Source organism: Pseudomonas saxonica (assembly GCF_007858365.1).
Lineage (GTDB): Bacteria > Pseudomonadota > Gammaproteobacteria > Pseudomonadales > Pseudomonadaceae > Aquipseudomonas > Aquipseudomonas saxonica.
Genome location: NZ_VFIO01000001.1, coordinates 129,143 through 143,444, shown reverse-complemented (window position 1 = coordinate 143,444; position 14,302 = coordinate 129,143). Strand labels below are relative to the sequence as shown.

Here is a 14,302-nt window from a genome sequence, read left to right as displayed (position 1 = left end):
GCACACCCAAGGCCATTTGCGAGATTGCATGCAACGCATCCTAGGGTGGATGATCGATGACAATCAAAAAATTGTCATGGATACAGCCCTGATGCCGCGTTCACGTTATAAGTCGCTGGTTGATAAGTTTGCTGCAGATATTCGCGCCGCGCGCTTGCTCCCAGGTACTCGCTTGCCTACGCATCGGCAGTTGGCAGCCGCAGAGGGTTTGGCGCTGGTGACGGCCAGTCGTGTCTATGCAGAACTTGAGGCCATGGGGTTGGTCAGTGGTGAGGCCGGGCGCGGTACGTTTGTCAGGGAGACATCATTGCCTCCTGGTCACGGCATTGATCAGCCCGCAGTGACGGCAGGCATGCATGACCTTAATTACAACTACCCCTCAGTACCCGGTCAGGCCGAGTTGTTGCGCACGGCATTACGCCAGCTTGCGTTATCGGGTGATCTTGAGTCGCTGCTCCGGTATCAGCCTCACGGCGGACGCCTGCATGAACGTGCGTCCGTGGCGCGTCATTTGGAGTCGCGTGGCTTGCATGTGCCGGCTGAGCAAGTGTTGATCGTCAACGGCGCACAACATGGGTTAACGGTAGCGCTCATGACCCTGCTGAATCCCGGCGATGTGATTGCGGTTGATGCGTTGACCTACCCGGGTTTCAAGGCGTTGGCGCTCGCGCTGCATCTGGAGGTGCTGGCAATCCCTGTGGCCCATACAGGGCCTGATCTCGATGCGCTCGACAAGCTTTGTCGTAGCCGTTCAGTTCGCGCGGTTTACTGCATGCCCACGCTGCACAATCCGTTGGGATGGGTCATGAGCCTTGAGCAGCGAGAGCGTTTGGTAGGCATCGCGCGCACTCATGATGTGCAGATCATTGAAGATGCGGCTTACGCCTTTCTGGTTGAGAACTCGCCACCACCCTTGGCTGAACTGGCTCCGGAAAGGACGGTGTATGTGTCGGGCCTCTCCAAAAGTGTTGCCGCCGGATTACGTATTGGATTTATCGCGGCGCCGGCATCCATGATTGCTGGGTTGGAGCGAATGATTAGGGTCACGGCCTGGAACACGCCGGGGGTCATGACCTCTATAGCCGCTGGCTGGCTGGACGATGGCACTGTCAGCCAATTGGAGCGACAGAAACGTCAAGATGCTCAGGCCAGGCAAATCATTGCGGGTGAGGTTCTGTCAGGACTTCCCGTTGTGCGCCACCCGTTTTCCTACTTTGTCTGGTTACCTTTGCCGGAGGATGCCCGAGCCGATCAAGTCGTCACTGCCTTGATGCGCGAGCAGGTGTCCGTCTCGACCGCGCAGCCGTTTACAACCTCCGCCTATGTGCCTCATGCCATACGACTCGCCTTGGGCTCAGTGGATATGGGTACGCTGCGTATGGCTTTGGCGAAGGTTAAGTGGGTGATTGAGGCTTATTTATAGGGTTGCGACAACCAAGTTCAAATCCCCGATCGAGTCATCGGTCTGATCATTCGGCTGCCCAAGCTCAGCGCTTCAGTCACCAGCCCCCTCAGTTCGGCATTAGTCTCATTGTTGAGGCATTGCGACAGTTTTTCGCCAATGGTCGGGGCGGTGTCTGCACCTTCGGGGAAGGCTCGCAATAGCAACAGCCCGGGATTGGTGAGCACAACCTCGAAAAACGAAATGCCTGACATCCCGTCGAAATGGATGTAGCCAACGTCCGCCAGCCATTTCAGGGTGCCCATAAACAGGTCTTCTTCTTTTTCCAAGGCTGCTCGGTTACCCGCTTCAGCACCTTTATAATCGATAAAGTCTTCTGCTGTCAGGGTGATAGGCAGAGGAAAGTGACGGTACAGGGCGCCCAAAATTAGCCCGGTGTAGCAGTCAAACAGTTCGATATTGTTGGACGGCACGACGTTGAGCGAGTGAACGTTCTTCTCTTTGAGGTGACTCGTTAAATCTTTGAACATGCGAACCTCTGTCAGTTAAATCTATTAGCTGTGACGGAATAATCATTCCTATCGGTATAGCACAGCCTGTTTACGTGCTCTGACAGAGCGGCTATCACGGCGATATTTTTCGATTTCTCAGGCCTGATTGTTACAGAATGATGCTGTGCGTATGAGGTTTGCCACAAAAGATCACATCCTCGCTGGATATTTGAAACCACAGTGCTATTACTGATGGGCACAGTAGCAAGTGGCCGCGGTCGTTCGAGACCCTGTCGGTAAAAATAGTTAATTTCAGGAGGATAGATGTTCAAGCCTGCATGGATGCGTAACACCTTATTGGCCACTGCTTTGCTAAGCGTGCTGGTGGCACCTGCTTATTCCGCTCAGGAACGAACCCTGAAATTGGCCATTGGTGATGAGCCAACAGAAGGGTTTGACCCGATGCTGGGTTGGAGTCACGGCAGTTACTTGCTCTTGCACAGTCCTTTGCTCAAGCAAAACGAGGATTTGTCCTGGAACAGCTTTCTGCTTAGCGAGTACCAGACCAGTGAGGATGGAAAAACCTGGACGCTGAAGCTCAAACCTGACCTGAAATTCTCTGATGGCTCGCCACTCACAGCCAAGGATGTGGCTTACACCTACAACAACGCGGCGGCCAGTGGCGGCAAAGTAGACATGGGGAACTTCCTCAAGGCTGAGGTGGTTGACCCTTTGACCGTGCGCATTCAGCTGAAAGCGCCGCAAAGTACCTTCGTAAATGTTCTCGGATCGTTGGGTATCGTGTCAGCTGATAAGTACGACGCTAAAACCTATGCGCAGCACCCCATTGGTGCGGGGCCCTATCGGTTAGTCAGTTATCAGCCAGGCCAACAATTGATTGTTGAGGCCAATCCGTATTACGCGGGACAGAAAAATGATTTCGGCCAGCTGATCTTTGTGTTTCTCGATGAAGACAGCGCGTTTGCTGCCGCGCAAAGCAAGCAATTAGGTATCGTGCGTATCGCCCCTTCGTTGGCGGTAACGCCTGCGGCGGGCATGAAGCTGTGGGTTCGGCCCAGCGTCGAAAATCGGGGCATTGTATTACCCACCACACCCTCGGGTAAAAAAGATGCGCACGGTTATCCCATTGGTAATGATGTAACAGCTGATGTGGCGATCCGTAAGGCCATCAACTACGCCATTGACCGGCAATTACTGGCAGATCAAATTCTCGAAGGCCACGCTATTCCTGCTTACACCGGAGTGCAGGGGTTACCGTGGGATAACCCGCAGGCAGCTTTCAAGGATGGCGATATCGCCAAGGCCAAGCAGATTCTCGATCAAGCGGGTTGGGTTGAAACGGCCAGCGGCATACGTGAGAAAAACGGCCTGCCTGCAAAAATTACCCTGTGGTATGCCAGTGGCGATGCAACGCGCCGTGATTTGGCTCAGGCCGTGCGTTCGATGCTCAAGCCCATTGGCATTGATGTGGACTTGAAGTCGGGTAGTTGGGAAACCGTAGAGCGAAATATGCACGCCAATCCAACGTTATTTGGTTGGGGCAGCCTCGACCCGATGGAGCTTTATCATCACTACAGCAGCAAGGCGGCGGGCGTTGAGTATTACAACCCCGGCTATTACCAGAACCCGGTGGTCGACCAGCATCTGCAGCAAGCACTGGATGCACCGACCTGGCAGCAGGCAGTGCCATTTTGGCAGCAGGTGGAATGGGACGGTAAAACCGGTGCCGGGGTCAAAGGCGACGCTGCGTGGGCCTGGTTGCTCAACGTGCAGCACACTTATCTGACTGATGAATGCATAGATCTGGGTAAAGGCGCCCCGGAAATTCATGGCTCATGGTCGCTGCTCAATAGCCTTGATGGCTGGAAATGGACCTGTAAGTGATTCGCGGTATAGCGCTCTTTGTCGTGCGTTTGATGGGCCTGTTGCTGGTAACAGCGGCAGGCACATTTACGTTGCTCAGTTTTTCTCCAGTCGACCCCATTCGCGCTTATATAGGCAATGATTTGTTGCATGTGCCGCCTGAACAATACCCCTTGATAGCCGCCCGCTGGGGGTTGGATCTGCCGTTGTGGGAGCGCTTTTTGCACTGGTTTAGCCAAGTGTTACAAGGCGATTTTGGCTATTCCATGCTCTACAACGCCCCAGTCTCGCAGGTGATTGGCGAGCGTTTTGCCACTTCATTTGCATTGCTGGCCAGTGCGTGGATCTTTTCCGGGATCGTCGGGCTGGCTCTGGGGCTGACGGCCGGGCGCTATTTGAATCGTTGGCCGGATCGGCTGATATCGACTCTGTCGTATGTGATGGCGTCCTTGCCCACGTTCTGGATTGGCCTTTTGTTGCTGTCACTGTTTGCCGTGACGCTTAACTGGGCACCCATCTGTTGTGCCTGGACCCCAGGCAGCACCGCCGAAACAGCTACGTGGGGTGACAAACTCAAGCACTTGATTCTCCCTATGTTGGCACTCGGCGTTCTGGGTGTAGGGAATATTGCTCTGCATACCCGCTCACGGGTGGCTGAAGTGATGAACAGTGAATTTATTCGCTACGCCTATGCGCAAGGTGACAAGGGCTGGCCAATGGTCAACTTTCATATTGTTCGGCATGCCGTAACGCCTGCTATTTGTTTGCAATTTGCCTCTGTGGGGGAGCTGATTGGCGGCTCGCTGCTGGCCGAGAAAGTGTTTGCCTATCCAGGCCTCGGGCAAGCAACCATTGATGCGGGTTTGCGCGGTGATATTCCGTTGCTAATGGGGATTGTGATGTTCTGTGCCGTGCTGGTGTTTACCAGTAATAGCATCGCCAATGCGCTGTTACTGCACCTCAACCGGGGGGCGGCGCGTCAGTCATGACCTACAATCCAAATCAAGCGTTACTCAGGCTGTGTGTTTCGTTGTTGATGTTGTTGCTGTTGATTGCTTATGGCGTGTCGATCTCCGGCACGGACGTACCCATGGATTTACTGGCGCGCCGCCAACCGCCTTCGGCACAAGACTGGTTTGGGACTGACAGCTTGGGCCGCGATCTGTGGCTTCGGTGTTTTCAGGGCATGACAACCAGCTTGCAAATAGGCCTGACAGCGGCTTTTAGCAGCGGTTTTTTGGCGATGTTCGCCGCCAGCTTATGCTCACTTAATAAAACCCTGGATTATTTGGTGCGCGGGGTGATCGACAGCATGCTGGCTTTGCCGCATCTGTTGTTGCTGGTATTGATTTGCTTCACGTTGGGTGGCGGCAAACAGGGGGTGATTTTGGCCGTGGCGCTGACCCATTGGCCACGTCTGGCGTTGATCTTGCGCGCCGAGATCCTGCGTATACGCGAGACTGACTATGTGATGCTTTCGCATCGATTGGGCAACAGCAGCTTCTATCGCTGGCGCCATCATTTACTGCCTTTACTCATGCCGCAGTGGATCATCGGCACTTTGCTGATGTTTCCGCACGCGGTTCTGCATTCTGCAGCGCTAAGTTTCCTGGGGTTCGGTCTGGCGCCTCATGATCCTTCGTTAGGGTTATTGCTGGCCGATGCCTTGAGGCATTTGAGTAGCGGTGCGTGGTGGCTGGCGTTTTTTCCGGGTTTGATTCTGGTCAGTTTGGTTCTGGTGTTTGACCAATTTGCCCGCGCATTGCAGCAACTCTGGATAAGGATTACCTGATGCTGAAATTCGCCGATTTCGCGATTGATATTGCTCACTATCATTGGCTCGGGCATAAAACCTGGCACCCTTTGTTGAGCCGTATTTCATTTGAAGTACGGCCCGGCGAACTGGTTGCGCTGGTGGGTTCCAGTGGCGAAGGCAAAAGTCTGTTGCTGCAAAGCACGTTGGGCTTGTTGCCTGACAATATGCGCTGTCGTGGCGATATTCTGCTGGATGGTCAGGTGCTGGGAGAGTCTAGTAAGGTCGACCAGCGCGGCAAAACCCTGTGCTATGTACCGCAGGGTGTCAGCGCCTTGAACCCGCTGATCAGGGTGGGGCCGCAGTTGCAGCGGGCGGCTCAATTAAGCGGCGTCAAACTGGCCCTGGGCGAGGTGGCAGAGCAACTGAAGCATTACAACCTCCAGCCTGAATTGGTCGAAGAGTTCCCACGCAAACTATCGGGCGGGATGGCCAAGCGCGTCTTGGCCAGTTGTGCAGCCCTGACCCACGCTCAATATATTCTGGCTGATGAAATCACCTCGTGGCTGGATGACGAACATGCCTGCCAATTGCTGATGCACCTCAAGGGGTTTTGCCAACAGGGACGTGGGATCTTGTGGGTGACTCATGACTTGGCCCTGGCGGCGCGGTTTGCCGACAAAATCGCGGTGCTGCACGGTGGCGAATTGCACGAAACGCTGACGCCTCAAGCGTTGCGTGAGAATGCTGGAAGCCCATGGGTGCAATCACTGTGGGCCGCTTTGCCCGAACAGCAATTCCTTGCTAACGGGAGCCTTTCCTATGCTTGAAGTCCGCCATCTGACTATTGTGCAAGGAGGCCGGCGACTGTGGGATTCAGTGTCGTTTTCAGTCAATCTGGGTGAGCTTCATGGAATATCAGCGCCCAGCGGCTATGGCAAAACAACCTTGGGCAGAGTGCTGGCGCAATGGCAAACCGCAGCTTCGGGCAGCGTTACAGTTGGCGGGCAGCCCTTGTCCCCAACCGGCTATTGCCCCATTCAGTTGGTGCCGCAACATCCCGAGCAAACCTTCAATCCTTATCGCACTACGGGTGAAAGCCTTCGCGATGCCTGGTCACCGGATGCTGGTTGGTTAGCGCGTCTGGCAGTGAACCCGGCCTGGCTGGCGCGTCGACCTGACGAATTGTCGGGCGGGGAGTTGGCCCGGATTGCCTTGCTCCGGGCGCTGGACCCCCGTACGCGTTACTTGATTGCCGACGAGGTGACTGCACAACTGGATGCCCATATTCAGGCGCAGGTCTGGAAAGTGTTGCTGGAAGAGGTCAAGCGTCGGGAGCTGGGTATGATTGTGTTCAGCCATAACAAGGCATTGCTGGAGAAGGTTTGCACCAGCATCTGGCGGCCAAATCGTCTTTGCTCTTCGTAGAGAGCCTGTTTATACGGTTGGCGTTTGATTGACGAGACCGTGCATCTCGCAATATTCATCCCACGCCATCCCTGCCATTTGCGCCACTTCGCGGTGAACCTCCAGGCGCTGTGCCTCAAATTCTTGCTCGGTGGCACTGGTCAATTGCAACGTCAGTTCCCATGCGAACAGGCCCAGACGTTCAGCTTCGGCTTCAAAGGCCTCGTTCAAGCGCTCCTGGCGATACTCTTTCATCGACTGGCCGATGGCGCGGGCGGCCAATGGGTTCAACGTTTCCAGTGATTGAGCCACATCCGCATGTTCACTGAGAAAGCGGTCGAGGGCTTTTTGATGATGGATTGCGGGTTCGGTCACGCTGATCTCCATAGTCATTGTGCGAGGCATTAGCTGGGTGAAGGCAGGCTGTAATTTGGGGGCTATTGTACAAGAGCACCAATTTGCAGACTGTGGCGCCCGGTGATGATGTACAGCACATCAACCCCCAACAATGTAATAGCTGCCAGATAAGGGGCGCGGGGCAAGGTCACATCGCGCTCGTAAAACCCTTGTGCCTGACGTTTAACGCCACCTGCATGGGCCATCTGAGCCTGCGTCAGTTTAAGACGCAAACGTTCGTGTTTCAGCCGTTCACCGTAAGTGCTCATATGCGTAGCCCACGTAGGCATGAGGTTCACAAAAATCGTAATCCAAAGAGCGAAATAGGGAAAGGCGCATACTGATTTTGGTTGTGTCGTCTGTCAGACAATGCTTCAACTTAAGGCTGCTAACCAAGTGGTTCGCAGCCCCTTAGGCGAGATCAGATTTTTTGGCTTCCGGCAAAAACCAATTGAGTAGCAAGGCGCAAATACCACCCGTCGCGACGCCCGACTCTAATACGTTGCGCAGCGCGGCCGGCATGTGTGCAAGGAACTCGGGCACTTGGGAGACACCCAGACCCAATGCCAGTGACACAGCAATAATCAGCAGTGCACGACGATCAAGCGTGGTGCTGGCCAGAATATTGATCCCCGAAGCGGCAACTGCGCCAAACATCACCATCGCTGCACCGCCCAGTACGGGCTCAGGTACGGCTTGAATCGCACCCGCCACGCTTGGGAACAACCCCAGTAACACCAGCATGCCCGCGATCCAGATGCCTACGTAACGACTGGCAATGCCGGTGAGCTGGATCACGCCGTTGTTCTGGGCGAAGACCGAGCTTGGGAAAGTATTGAAAATGCCTGCCAGCAGGGAGTTGGCACCGTTGACGAGCACGCCGCCCTTGATGCGCTGCATCCACAGCGGGCCTTCCACAGGTTGTCGCGAGACTTTGCTGGTGGCTGTTACATCCCCAATGGCTTCCAGTGACGTCACCAGGTAAATCACCAGCATCGGAATAAACAACGCCCAAGAGAAACCCAGGCCAAAATGCAGTGGAACGGGTACTTGGAACCATTCGGCCTGATGCATGCCGGTGAAGTCCAGACGGCCTAGATAGCCCGCCAGCGCGTAACCCACAGCCAGCGCGATAACGATGGCGCAACTTCGCATCCACACCAGGGGGATCCGGTTGAGAATAACGATAATCGCCAATACCACGCCTGACAGCATCAGGTTTTCGCCATTGGCGAAGGTGCCGTTACCCATCGCCGTAAAGCCGCCGCCCATACTGATCAGGCCGACTTTAATCAACGTCAGGCCAATCATCAGCACCACGATTCCTGTGACGAGGGGGGTGATCATGCGTTTTACAAATGGCAAGACCCGCGAAATGCCCATTTCGATAAACGAACCGGCAATCACTACGCCAAAAATGGCGGCCATCACGGCTTCAACCGGCGTGCCCTGTTTCACCATCAATGCGCCACCTGCAATCAGGGGGCCGACAAAGTTAAAGCTGGTGCCTTGCACAATCAGTAAGCCTGCACCAAAGGGGCCAAAGCGCTTGCACTGAACAAAAGTGGCGATGCCAGAAATCACCAGCGACATCGACACAATCATGTTGGTGTCGCGAGACGAGACACCCAGTGCCTGACAAATCAACAGGCCGGGTGTGACGATAGGCACAATGATCGCCAGTAGATGCTGCAACGCGGCCAGAAACGCGATCCACGGCTTGGGGCGGTCTTCAAGGCCTAAGACCAATTCGTTGGTCTGGGACTCGGCTTCTTTTGGAATGTTGGGAGAGGTCATGACGAGCGCCCTGGAAAAAAGAGCGCGATTCTACTGGTCTTAGGCCATCACGCCCAGTGTTGCTTGCGGCGATAGGTAGCAAACCCTGTGAGAACCCGACATTTCAGACCCTCACAGGATAGAGGTAAGCACTTATAGATGTAGCGCATGCCCCAGAGCCCGTAACGCGGCCTCTTGTACGGCTTCACCCAAAGTCGGGTGAGCGTGAATGGTACCGGCGATGTCTTCCAGGCACGCGCCCATTTCCAATGACTGAGCAAACGCGGTCGACAGCTCGGAAACTCCGGCGCCTACAGCCTGCCAACCCACAATCAAGTGGTTGTCTCGCCGTGCCACCACCCTGACGAACCCAGACTTGGATTCCAGGGTCATGGCCCGTCCATTGGCCGCGAACGGGAAGCTGGCGCTAATAAAATCCAGTCCCGCTGCCTCGGCATCGACCGGTGTCTTGCCCACCACGACGATCTCAGGATCGGTAAAACACACGGCCGCAATGGCGGTAGGGCTGAACTCGCGGTGTTTGCCGGCAATAATTTCGGCAACCATTTCGCCTTGGGCCATGGCTCTGTGTGCCAACATTGGCTCACCGGTCAGGTCGCCAATAGCCCATACATTGCGCATGCTGGTCTGGCAACGGCCATCGATGCGAATCGCTGGGCCGTTCATGTCCAGAGCCAAGGTTTCGAGGTTGTAACCCTGGGTTCGCGGGCGCCGGCCAACAGCCACCAATACCTGATCGGTTTCCAGCGTTTGGCTCTCGCCCATGCGGTTGCGCATCGACAAGGTATGGGTGCTGGCCTGAAACCCCTCTACGCTGTGCTCCAGATACAGTGTTATCCCCAATGACTTAAGGGACTCTGCCACCGGCAGCGTCAGTTCTTTATCGTAGGTCGGCAAGATTCGGTCACGAGCCTCAACCACAGTGACTTCCGCCCCCAGTTTGCGGTAGGCGATGCCCAGCTCTAACCCGATATAGCCTGCGCCCACAACCGTCAGGCGCTTTGGAATCTCAGTAGGCTGCAAGGCTTCGGTAGAGGAAATGATTGCACCGCCCAAGGGCAGCATCGGCAGTTCGACAGTGTGTGAGCCTGTGGCCAGCAGCAAGTGCTCGCACTCGATGCGCTGACCGTCGACTTCTACCGCTTTGCCATCCAGGATCGTGGCCCAGCCTTGTATTACCCGGACCCCATTTTTTTTAAGTAGTGCGCCAACGCCTGTGGTCAGGCGATCCACAATGCTGTTCTTCCATTGCACACTCTGGCCGATATCGAGCGTCGGGGGCTGTGTCTGTATGCCCAGTGGCGAGGTGCCGGTGCTGTAGCGCTGCGTGGTGTAAAACTGTTCAGCGACATGAATCAGCGCCTTGGAAGGGATGCAGCCGACATTGAGACAGGTGCCGCCCAGTGACTGTCCTTCGATCAAGACCGTAGGGATGCCCAGTTGACCAGCGCGAATGGCGGCCACATAACCGCCGGGACCGCCGCCAATAATCAGCAGCGTGGTGTGTTGAGTGGGCTGCATGGTCACTCCAAAAACAAGGTGGCAGGTTGTTCGAGCAAGCCACGCATGGCCTGGATAAATTGCGCCGCGTCCATGCCGTCCACCACACGATGATCGAAAGAGCTGGAGAGGTTCATCATTTTTCGAATCACGATCTGGCCTTTGACGACCATTGGACGCTCAACGATGCGGTTGACACCCACGATGGCGACTTCAGGCAGGTTGACCACTGGCGTGCTGACAATACCGCCCAGTGCACCCAGGCTAGTCAGGGTGATGGTGGACCCCGTCAGTTCCTCTCGCGTGGCTTTACCGGTACGGACAGCGTTAGCCAGGCGAGCGATTTCATCGGCCGCCGCCCATAAATTCAGGGTTTCAGCATGGCGAACCACTGGCACCATCAAGCCGTTGCTGCTTTGCGCCGCAACGCCAATATGAGCCGCACCAAAGCGGGTGATTAATTGCGCTTCATCGTCGTAGCGCACGTTGATCTGGGGGAACTCGCGTAAAGCCACGACCATTGCACGTACTAAAAACGGCAGGAGAGTCAACTTGCCGCGGCTCTCGCCCCATTTGTGGTTGAGTTGTGCGCGCAACTCTTCAAGTGCGGTGACGTCAACTTCTTCGACATAGCTAAAGTGCGCAGCGCGCCGTTTGGCATCCTGCATGCGCTGGGCGATTTTACGCCGCAGACCGATAACCGGAATTTGCTCCTCGTCGGTGCGTTTGTCGTATCCGCTGGGGGGTGTTGACGGTGACTGGGTGTCCTGAGCCAGATACAGCTCAAGGTCGTCATGCAGCACTCGACCTGCCGGGCCGCTGCCTACAACAAAACGCAGCTCGATTCCCGCATCCCATGCCCGCTTTCGGACTGCCGGGGAAGCCAGCGGGCGTTCGTTGGCTTCGCGGGCCACAGGCGCTGGACGTTGGGCAGGGGCAGGGGCAGGTTTGATTGGCGTGGCTGTGACAGCGGCCACTTCGATACGCGTTTGTGGGGCCGCTTGAGGGGGCGTAGCCATGGGTTCTGCGTGCTGCGGAGCACTTTCGCGCAGGTTGCCAGCGCCCTCAACTTCAATCCGAATCAGCTCGCTACCGACCGCCATGACTTCGCCGGGCTGTCCACCCAAGGCCAGCACTCTTCCCGCCACGGGGGAGGGGATGTCCACGGTCGCCTTATCGGTCATCACATCGGCAACCACCTGATCTTCACTGACCATGTCGCCGACTTTGACAAACCATTCCACCAATTCAACCTGCGCAATGCCTTCACCGATATCAGGCATTTTAATGACGTGCGTACCCATTTAAACCTCCATGACCCGTTGCAAAGCCGCACCGACTCGCGCCGGGCCCGGGAAGTAGGCCCATTCCTGAGCATGTGGGTAGGGCGTATCCCAGCCGGTAACTCGCTCAATCGGCGCTTCCAGGTAGTGGAAACAATGCTCTTGGACCAGTGCGATCAGCTCGGCGCCAAAACCGCAGGTGCGAGTTGCTTCGTGCACGACAACGCAACGGCGGGTTTTTTTAACGGAGGTCACAATGGCATCCAGATCAAGTGGCCACAGGCTGCGCAGATCGATGACTTCAGCGTCGATCCCGGTTTCTTCAGCCGCGACCTGAGCCACATACACGGTGGTACCGTAGGTCAGGATGGTGACTTCAGTGCCAGGGCGCACAATCGCGGCGCAATCCAGCGGGACGGTGTAGTAACCATCGGGTACGGCACTGGCAGGATGTTTCGCCCAAGGCGTCACCGGGCGTTCGTGATGACCATCAAACGGGCCGTTGTACAGGCGTTTAGGTTCAAGGAATATCACCGGATCATCGTTTTCGATGGCTGCAATCAACAGCCCTTTGGCGTCATACGGGTTGGATGGCATCACGGTGCGCAGGCCGCAGACCTGAGTAAACATCGCTTCGGGGCTTTGGCTATGGGTTTGGCCACCGTAGATGCCGCCGCCGCATGGCATGCGCAGGGTCATCGGTGCAATAAATTCGCCTGCCGAGCGATAGCGCAGGCGTGCGGCTTCAGAAACAATCTGGTCGGAAGCCGGGTAGAAGTAATCAGCAAACTGGATTTCGGCGACAGGTCGCAGACCGTATGCCCCCATGCCGACGGCGGCACCAACGATGCCGCTTTCAGAGATAGGCGCGTCGAATACCCGTGAACTGCCGTATTTGGCCTGCAGGCCCTCCGTACAGCGGAATACGCCCCCGAAGTAGCCCACATCCTGACCAAACACCACCACGTTGTCGTCGCGCTCAAGCATCACATCCATAGCCGAGCGCAGGGCCTGGATCATCGTCATGGTGCTGGTACTCACGGCGTTCTCCATTTGAATTTTATTATTGTCGTTCATCTGGTTATAACCCCAATTCCTGACGTTGCCGGCGCAAGTGCTCGGGCATGTCTTTGTACACGTCCTCAAAAATGGTCGCCGCACTTGGCATCTGCCCGCCTGCCAACGTGCCAAAGCGCTCAGCTTCTTTTTGAGCACCTATGATTTCAGCCTCTAGCTCGGCGCTGACCGCGGCATGTTCCTCTTCGGACCAATGACCTGTAGCAATCAGATGCTGTTTCAACCGCAGAATAGGATCGCCAAGCGGGAAGTGACTCCAGTCATCGGCAGGACGGTACTTGGACGGGTCGTCAGACGTTGAGTGAGGGCCTGCGCGATAAGTGACCCACTCAATGAGGGTGGGGCCCAAGTTGCGACGCGCGCGCTCTGCGGCCCACACCGAGGCGGCATAGACCGCGATGAAGTCATTGCCGTCGACCCTCAGAGAGGCGATGCCACAACCCACGCCGCGTCCGGCAAAGGTCGTCGATTCGCCACCGGCAATGGCCTGGAAGGTCGAAATGGCCCATTGGTTATTGACCACGTTCAGAATGACCGGCGCGCGATACACGTGGGCAAAGGTGAGGGCAGTATGGAAATCGGACTCGGCGGTTGCGCCGTCGCCTATCCAGGCAGAAGCGATTTTAGTGTCACCCTTAATGGCTGACGCCATGCCCCAGCCAACAGCTTGAACGAATTGAGTCGCCAGATTTCCGGAAATACTAAAAAAGCCGTAATCGCGTACCGAGTACATGATCGGCAATTGACGCCCCTTGAGCGGATCGCGCTCGTTGGACAGCAACTGACAGATCAGATCCACCAGTGGCACGTCACGGGCCATCAAGATGCTTTGTTGGCGATAGGTCGGGAAACACATGTCGTCGATGTTCAAGGCCAGCGCTTGCGCGGTGCCAATGGCTTCTTCACCCAGGCTTTGCATGTAGAAAGACATTTTTTTCTGGCGCTGGGCAACGACCATGCGGGTGTCGAAGATGCGTGTCTTGAGCATGGCTCGCATACCGGCGCGCATAACTTCAGGTGAGACGCCTTCAGCCCAGGGGCCAAGGGCTTGGCCTTGATCGTCAAGCACGCGAATCAGGCCTCTGGCCAGATCGGCAGTATCAGCCGGTTCTACGTCGATGGGGGGTTTGCGCACTTGACCTGCATCGGTCAGGCGAAGGTAGCTGAAGTCAGTCTTGCAGCCTGGGCGGCCAGAGGGTTCAGGAACGTGCAGACGCAGCGGTGCATATTCATTCATGGCTTTCTCTACGCTCGATCTTGTCGTGTTTATTAGGGCGCGGGAGCTAATGTTCTATCCAGGATCTGTCTGACG

General features: G+C 56.1%; 14 protein-coding genes. 6 read left to right on the top strand and 8 right to left on the bottom strand.

Annotated features, from left to right (window positions below; genetic code table 11):
• Positions 1–91: 91 nt before the first annotated feature.
• On the top strand, positions 92–1,423 hold the full coding sequence (locus FJD38_RS00745; protein WP_146384583.1) for an aminotransferase-like domain-containing protein: 1,332 nt from the start codon (positions 92–94) through the stop codon (positions 1,421–1,423).
• A gap of 17 nt (positions 1,424–1,440) precedes the next feature.
• On the opposite strand, the gene FJD38_RS00740 is transcribed toward FJD38_RS00745, so the two are convergent.
• Positions 1,441–1,932: a hypothetical protein gene (locus FJD38_RS00740; RefSeq protein ID WP_146383651.1), complete on the bottom strand. Its 492-nt coding sequence runs from the start codon at positions 1,930–1,932 to the stop codon at positions 1,441–1,443.
• Positions 1,933–2,217: 285 nt separating this feature from the next.
• On the opposite strand from FJD38_RS00740, the gene FJD38_RS00735 reads away from it, so the two are divergent.
• Genes FJD38_RS00735 through FJD38_RS00715 form a run of 5 tightly spaced genes read left to right on the top strand, consistent with a single transcriptional unit; the run spans position 2,218 to position 6,958 of the window.
• Positions 2,218–3,798: an ABC transporter substrate-binding protein gene (locus FJD38_RS00735; RefSeq protein ID WP_122782922.1), complete on the top strand. Its 1,581-nt coding sequence runs from the start codon at positions 2,218–2,220 to the stop codon at positions 3,796–3,798.
• Positions 3,795–4,766 carry an ABC transporter permease gene (locus tag FJD38_RS00730; RefSeq protein WP_244302691.1) on the top strand — a complete coding sequence of 324 codons (972 nt, stop codon included), beginning with the start codon at positions 3,795–3,797 and terminating at the stop codon, positions 4,764–4,766. The genes FJD38_RS00735 and FJD38_RS00730 overlap by 4 nt, the downstream gene beginning before the upstream one ends.
• The gene (locus tag FJD38_RS00725; protein ID WP_146383650.1) at positions 4,763–5,569 is read left to right on the top strand and encodes an ABC transporter permease; all 807 of its coding nucleotides are present in this window, start codon (positions 4,763–4,765) and stop codon (positions 5,567–5,569) included. The genes FJD38_RS00730 and FJD38_RS00725 overlap by 4 nt, the downstream gene beginning before the upstream one ends.
• Positions 5,569–6,360, top strand: a complete 792-nt coding sequence (locus FJD38_RS00720; RefSeq protein ID WP_146383649.1) for an ATP-binding cassette domain-containing protein — start codon at positions 5,569–5,571, stop codon at positions 6,358–6,360. Before FJD38_RS00725 ends, FJD38_RS00720 begins: the two co-directional genes overlap by 1 nt.
• Complete coding sequence (locus FJD38_RS00715) at positions 6,353–6,958, top strand: ATP-binding cassette domain-containing protein (protein ID WP_122782919.1); 606 nt, start codon at positions 6,353–6,355, stop codon at positions 6,956–6,958. The genes FJD38_RS00720 and FJD38_RS00715 overlap by 8 nt, the downstream gene beginning before the upstream one ends.
• Before the next feature lie 9 nt (positions 6,959–6,967).
• Here the strand turns inward: FJD38_RS00715 and FJD38_RS00710 are convergent, their stop codons facing one another.
• The 7 genes from FJD38_RS00710 to FJD38_RS00680 form a co-directional block, all read right to left on the bottom strand.
• A complete protein-coding gene (locus FJD38_RS00710) occupies positions 6,968–7,312 on the bottom strand; it encodes a DUF6388 family protein (RefSeq protein WP_122783051.1) in 345 nt (114 codons plus the stop codon).
• 62 nt (positions 7,313–7,374) lie between these two features.
• On the bottom strand, positions 7,375–7,602 hold the full coding sequence (locus FJD38_RS00705; RefSeq protein WP_122782918.1) for a helix-turn-helix domain-containing protein: 228 nt from the start codon (positions 7,600–7,602) through the stop codon (positions 7,375–7,377).
• Between the two features lie 142 nt (positions 7,603–7,744).
• Positions 7,745–9,130 (bottom strand): nucleobase:cation symporter-2 family protein, encoded by a 1,386-nt coding sequence (locus tag FJD38_RS00700; protein WP_146383648.1) that lies wholly within the window; start codon positions 9,128–9,130, stop codon positions 7,745–7,747.
• A 132-nt stretch (positions 9,131–9,262) separates the two neighbouring features.
• On the bottom strand, positions 9,263–10,651 hold the full coding sequence (gene lpdA, locus FJD38_RS00695) for a dihydrolipoyl dehydrogenase (protein ID WP_122782916.1): 1,389 nt from the start codon (positions 10,649–10,651) through the stop codon (positions 9,263–9,265).
• A gap of 2 nt (positions 10,652–10,653) precedes the next feature.
• Entirely contained in the window at positions 10,654–11,934 is a 1,281-nt protein-coding gene (locus FJD38_RS00690; protein WP_146383647.1) for a dihydrolipoamide acetyltransferase family protein, read from the bottom strand.
• Complete coding sequence (locus FJD38_RS00685) at positions 11,935–12,990, bottom strand: alpha-ketoacid dehydrogenase subunit beta (protein ID WP_122782914.1); 1,056 nt, start codon at positions 12,988–12,990, stop codon at positions 11,935–11,937. It abuts the gene before it with no gap.
• A gap of 4 nt (positions 12,991–12,994) precedes the next feature.
• Entirely contained in the window at positions 12,995–14,227 is a 1,233-nt protein-coding gene (locus FJD38_RS00680; protein ID WP_122782913.1) for a 3-methyl-2-oxobutanoate dehydrogenase (2-methylpropanoyl-transferring) subunit alpha, read from the bottom strand.
• Positions 14,228–14,302 lie beyond the last annotated feature (75 nt).

What these genes read in the sequence shown, in the direction of transcription:
- FJD38_RS00705 (WP_122782918.1), bottom strand. Translation starts at nt 7,602, where the DNA reads ATGAGCACTTACGGTGAACGGCTGAAACACGAACGTTTGCGTCTTAAA.
- FJD38_RS00720 (WP_146383649.1), top strand. Translation starts at nt 5,569, where the DNA reads ATGCTGAAATTCGCCGATTTCGCGATTGATATTGCTCACTATCATTGG.
- FJD38_RS00690 (WP_146383647.1), bottom strand. Translation starts at nt 11,934, where the DNA reads ATGGGTACGCACGTCATTAAAATGCCTGATATCGGTGAAGGCATTGCG.
- FJD38_RS00685 (WP_122782914.1), bottom strand. Translation starts at nt 12,990, where the DNA reads ATGAACGACAATAATAAAATTCAAATGGAGAACGCCGTGAGTACCAGC.
- FJD38_RS00745 (WP_146384583.1), top strand. Translation starts at nt 92, where the DNA reads ATGCCGCGTTCACGTTATAAGTCGCTGGTTGATAAGTTTGCTGCAGAT.
- FJD38_RS00740 (WP_146383651.1), bottom strand. Translation starts at nt 1,932, where the DNA reads ATGTTCAAAGATTTAACGAGTCACCTCAAAGAGAAGAACGTTCACTCG.
- FJD38_RS00715 (WP_122782919.1), top strand. Translation starts at nt 6,353, where the DNA reads ATGCTTGAAGTCCGCCATCTGACTATTGTGCAAGGAGGCCGGCGACTG.
- FJD38_RS00735 (WP_122782922.1), top strand. Translation starts at nt 2,218, where the DNA reads ATGTTCAAGCCTGCATGGATGCGTAACACCTTATTGGCCACTGCTTTG.
- lpdA (WP_122782916.1), bottom strand. Translation starts at nt 10,651, where the DNA reads ATGCAGCCCACTCAACACACCACGCTGCTGATTATTGGCGGCGGTCCC.
- FJD38_RS00700 (WP_146383648.1), bottom strand. Translation starts at nt 9,130, where the DNA reads ATGACCTCTCCCAACATTCCAAAAGAAGCCGAGTCCCAGACCAACGAA.
- FJD38_RS00680 (WP_122782913.1), bottom strand. Translation starts at nt 14,227, where the DNA reads ATGAATGAATATGCACCGCTGCGTCTGCACGTTCCTGAACCCTCTGGC.
- FJD38_RS00725 (WP_146383650.1), top strand. Translation starts at nt 4,763, where the DNA reads ATGACCTACAATCCAAATCAAGCGTTACTCAGGCTGTGTGTTTCGTTG.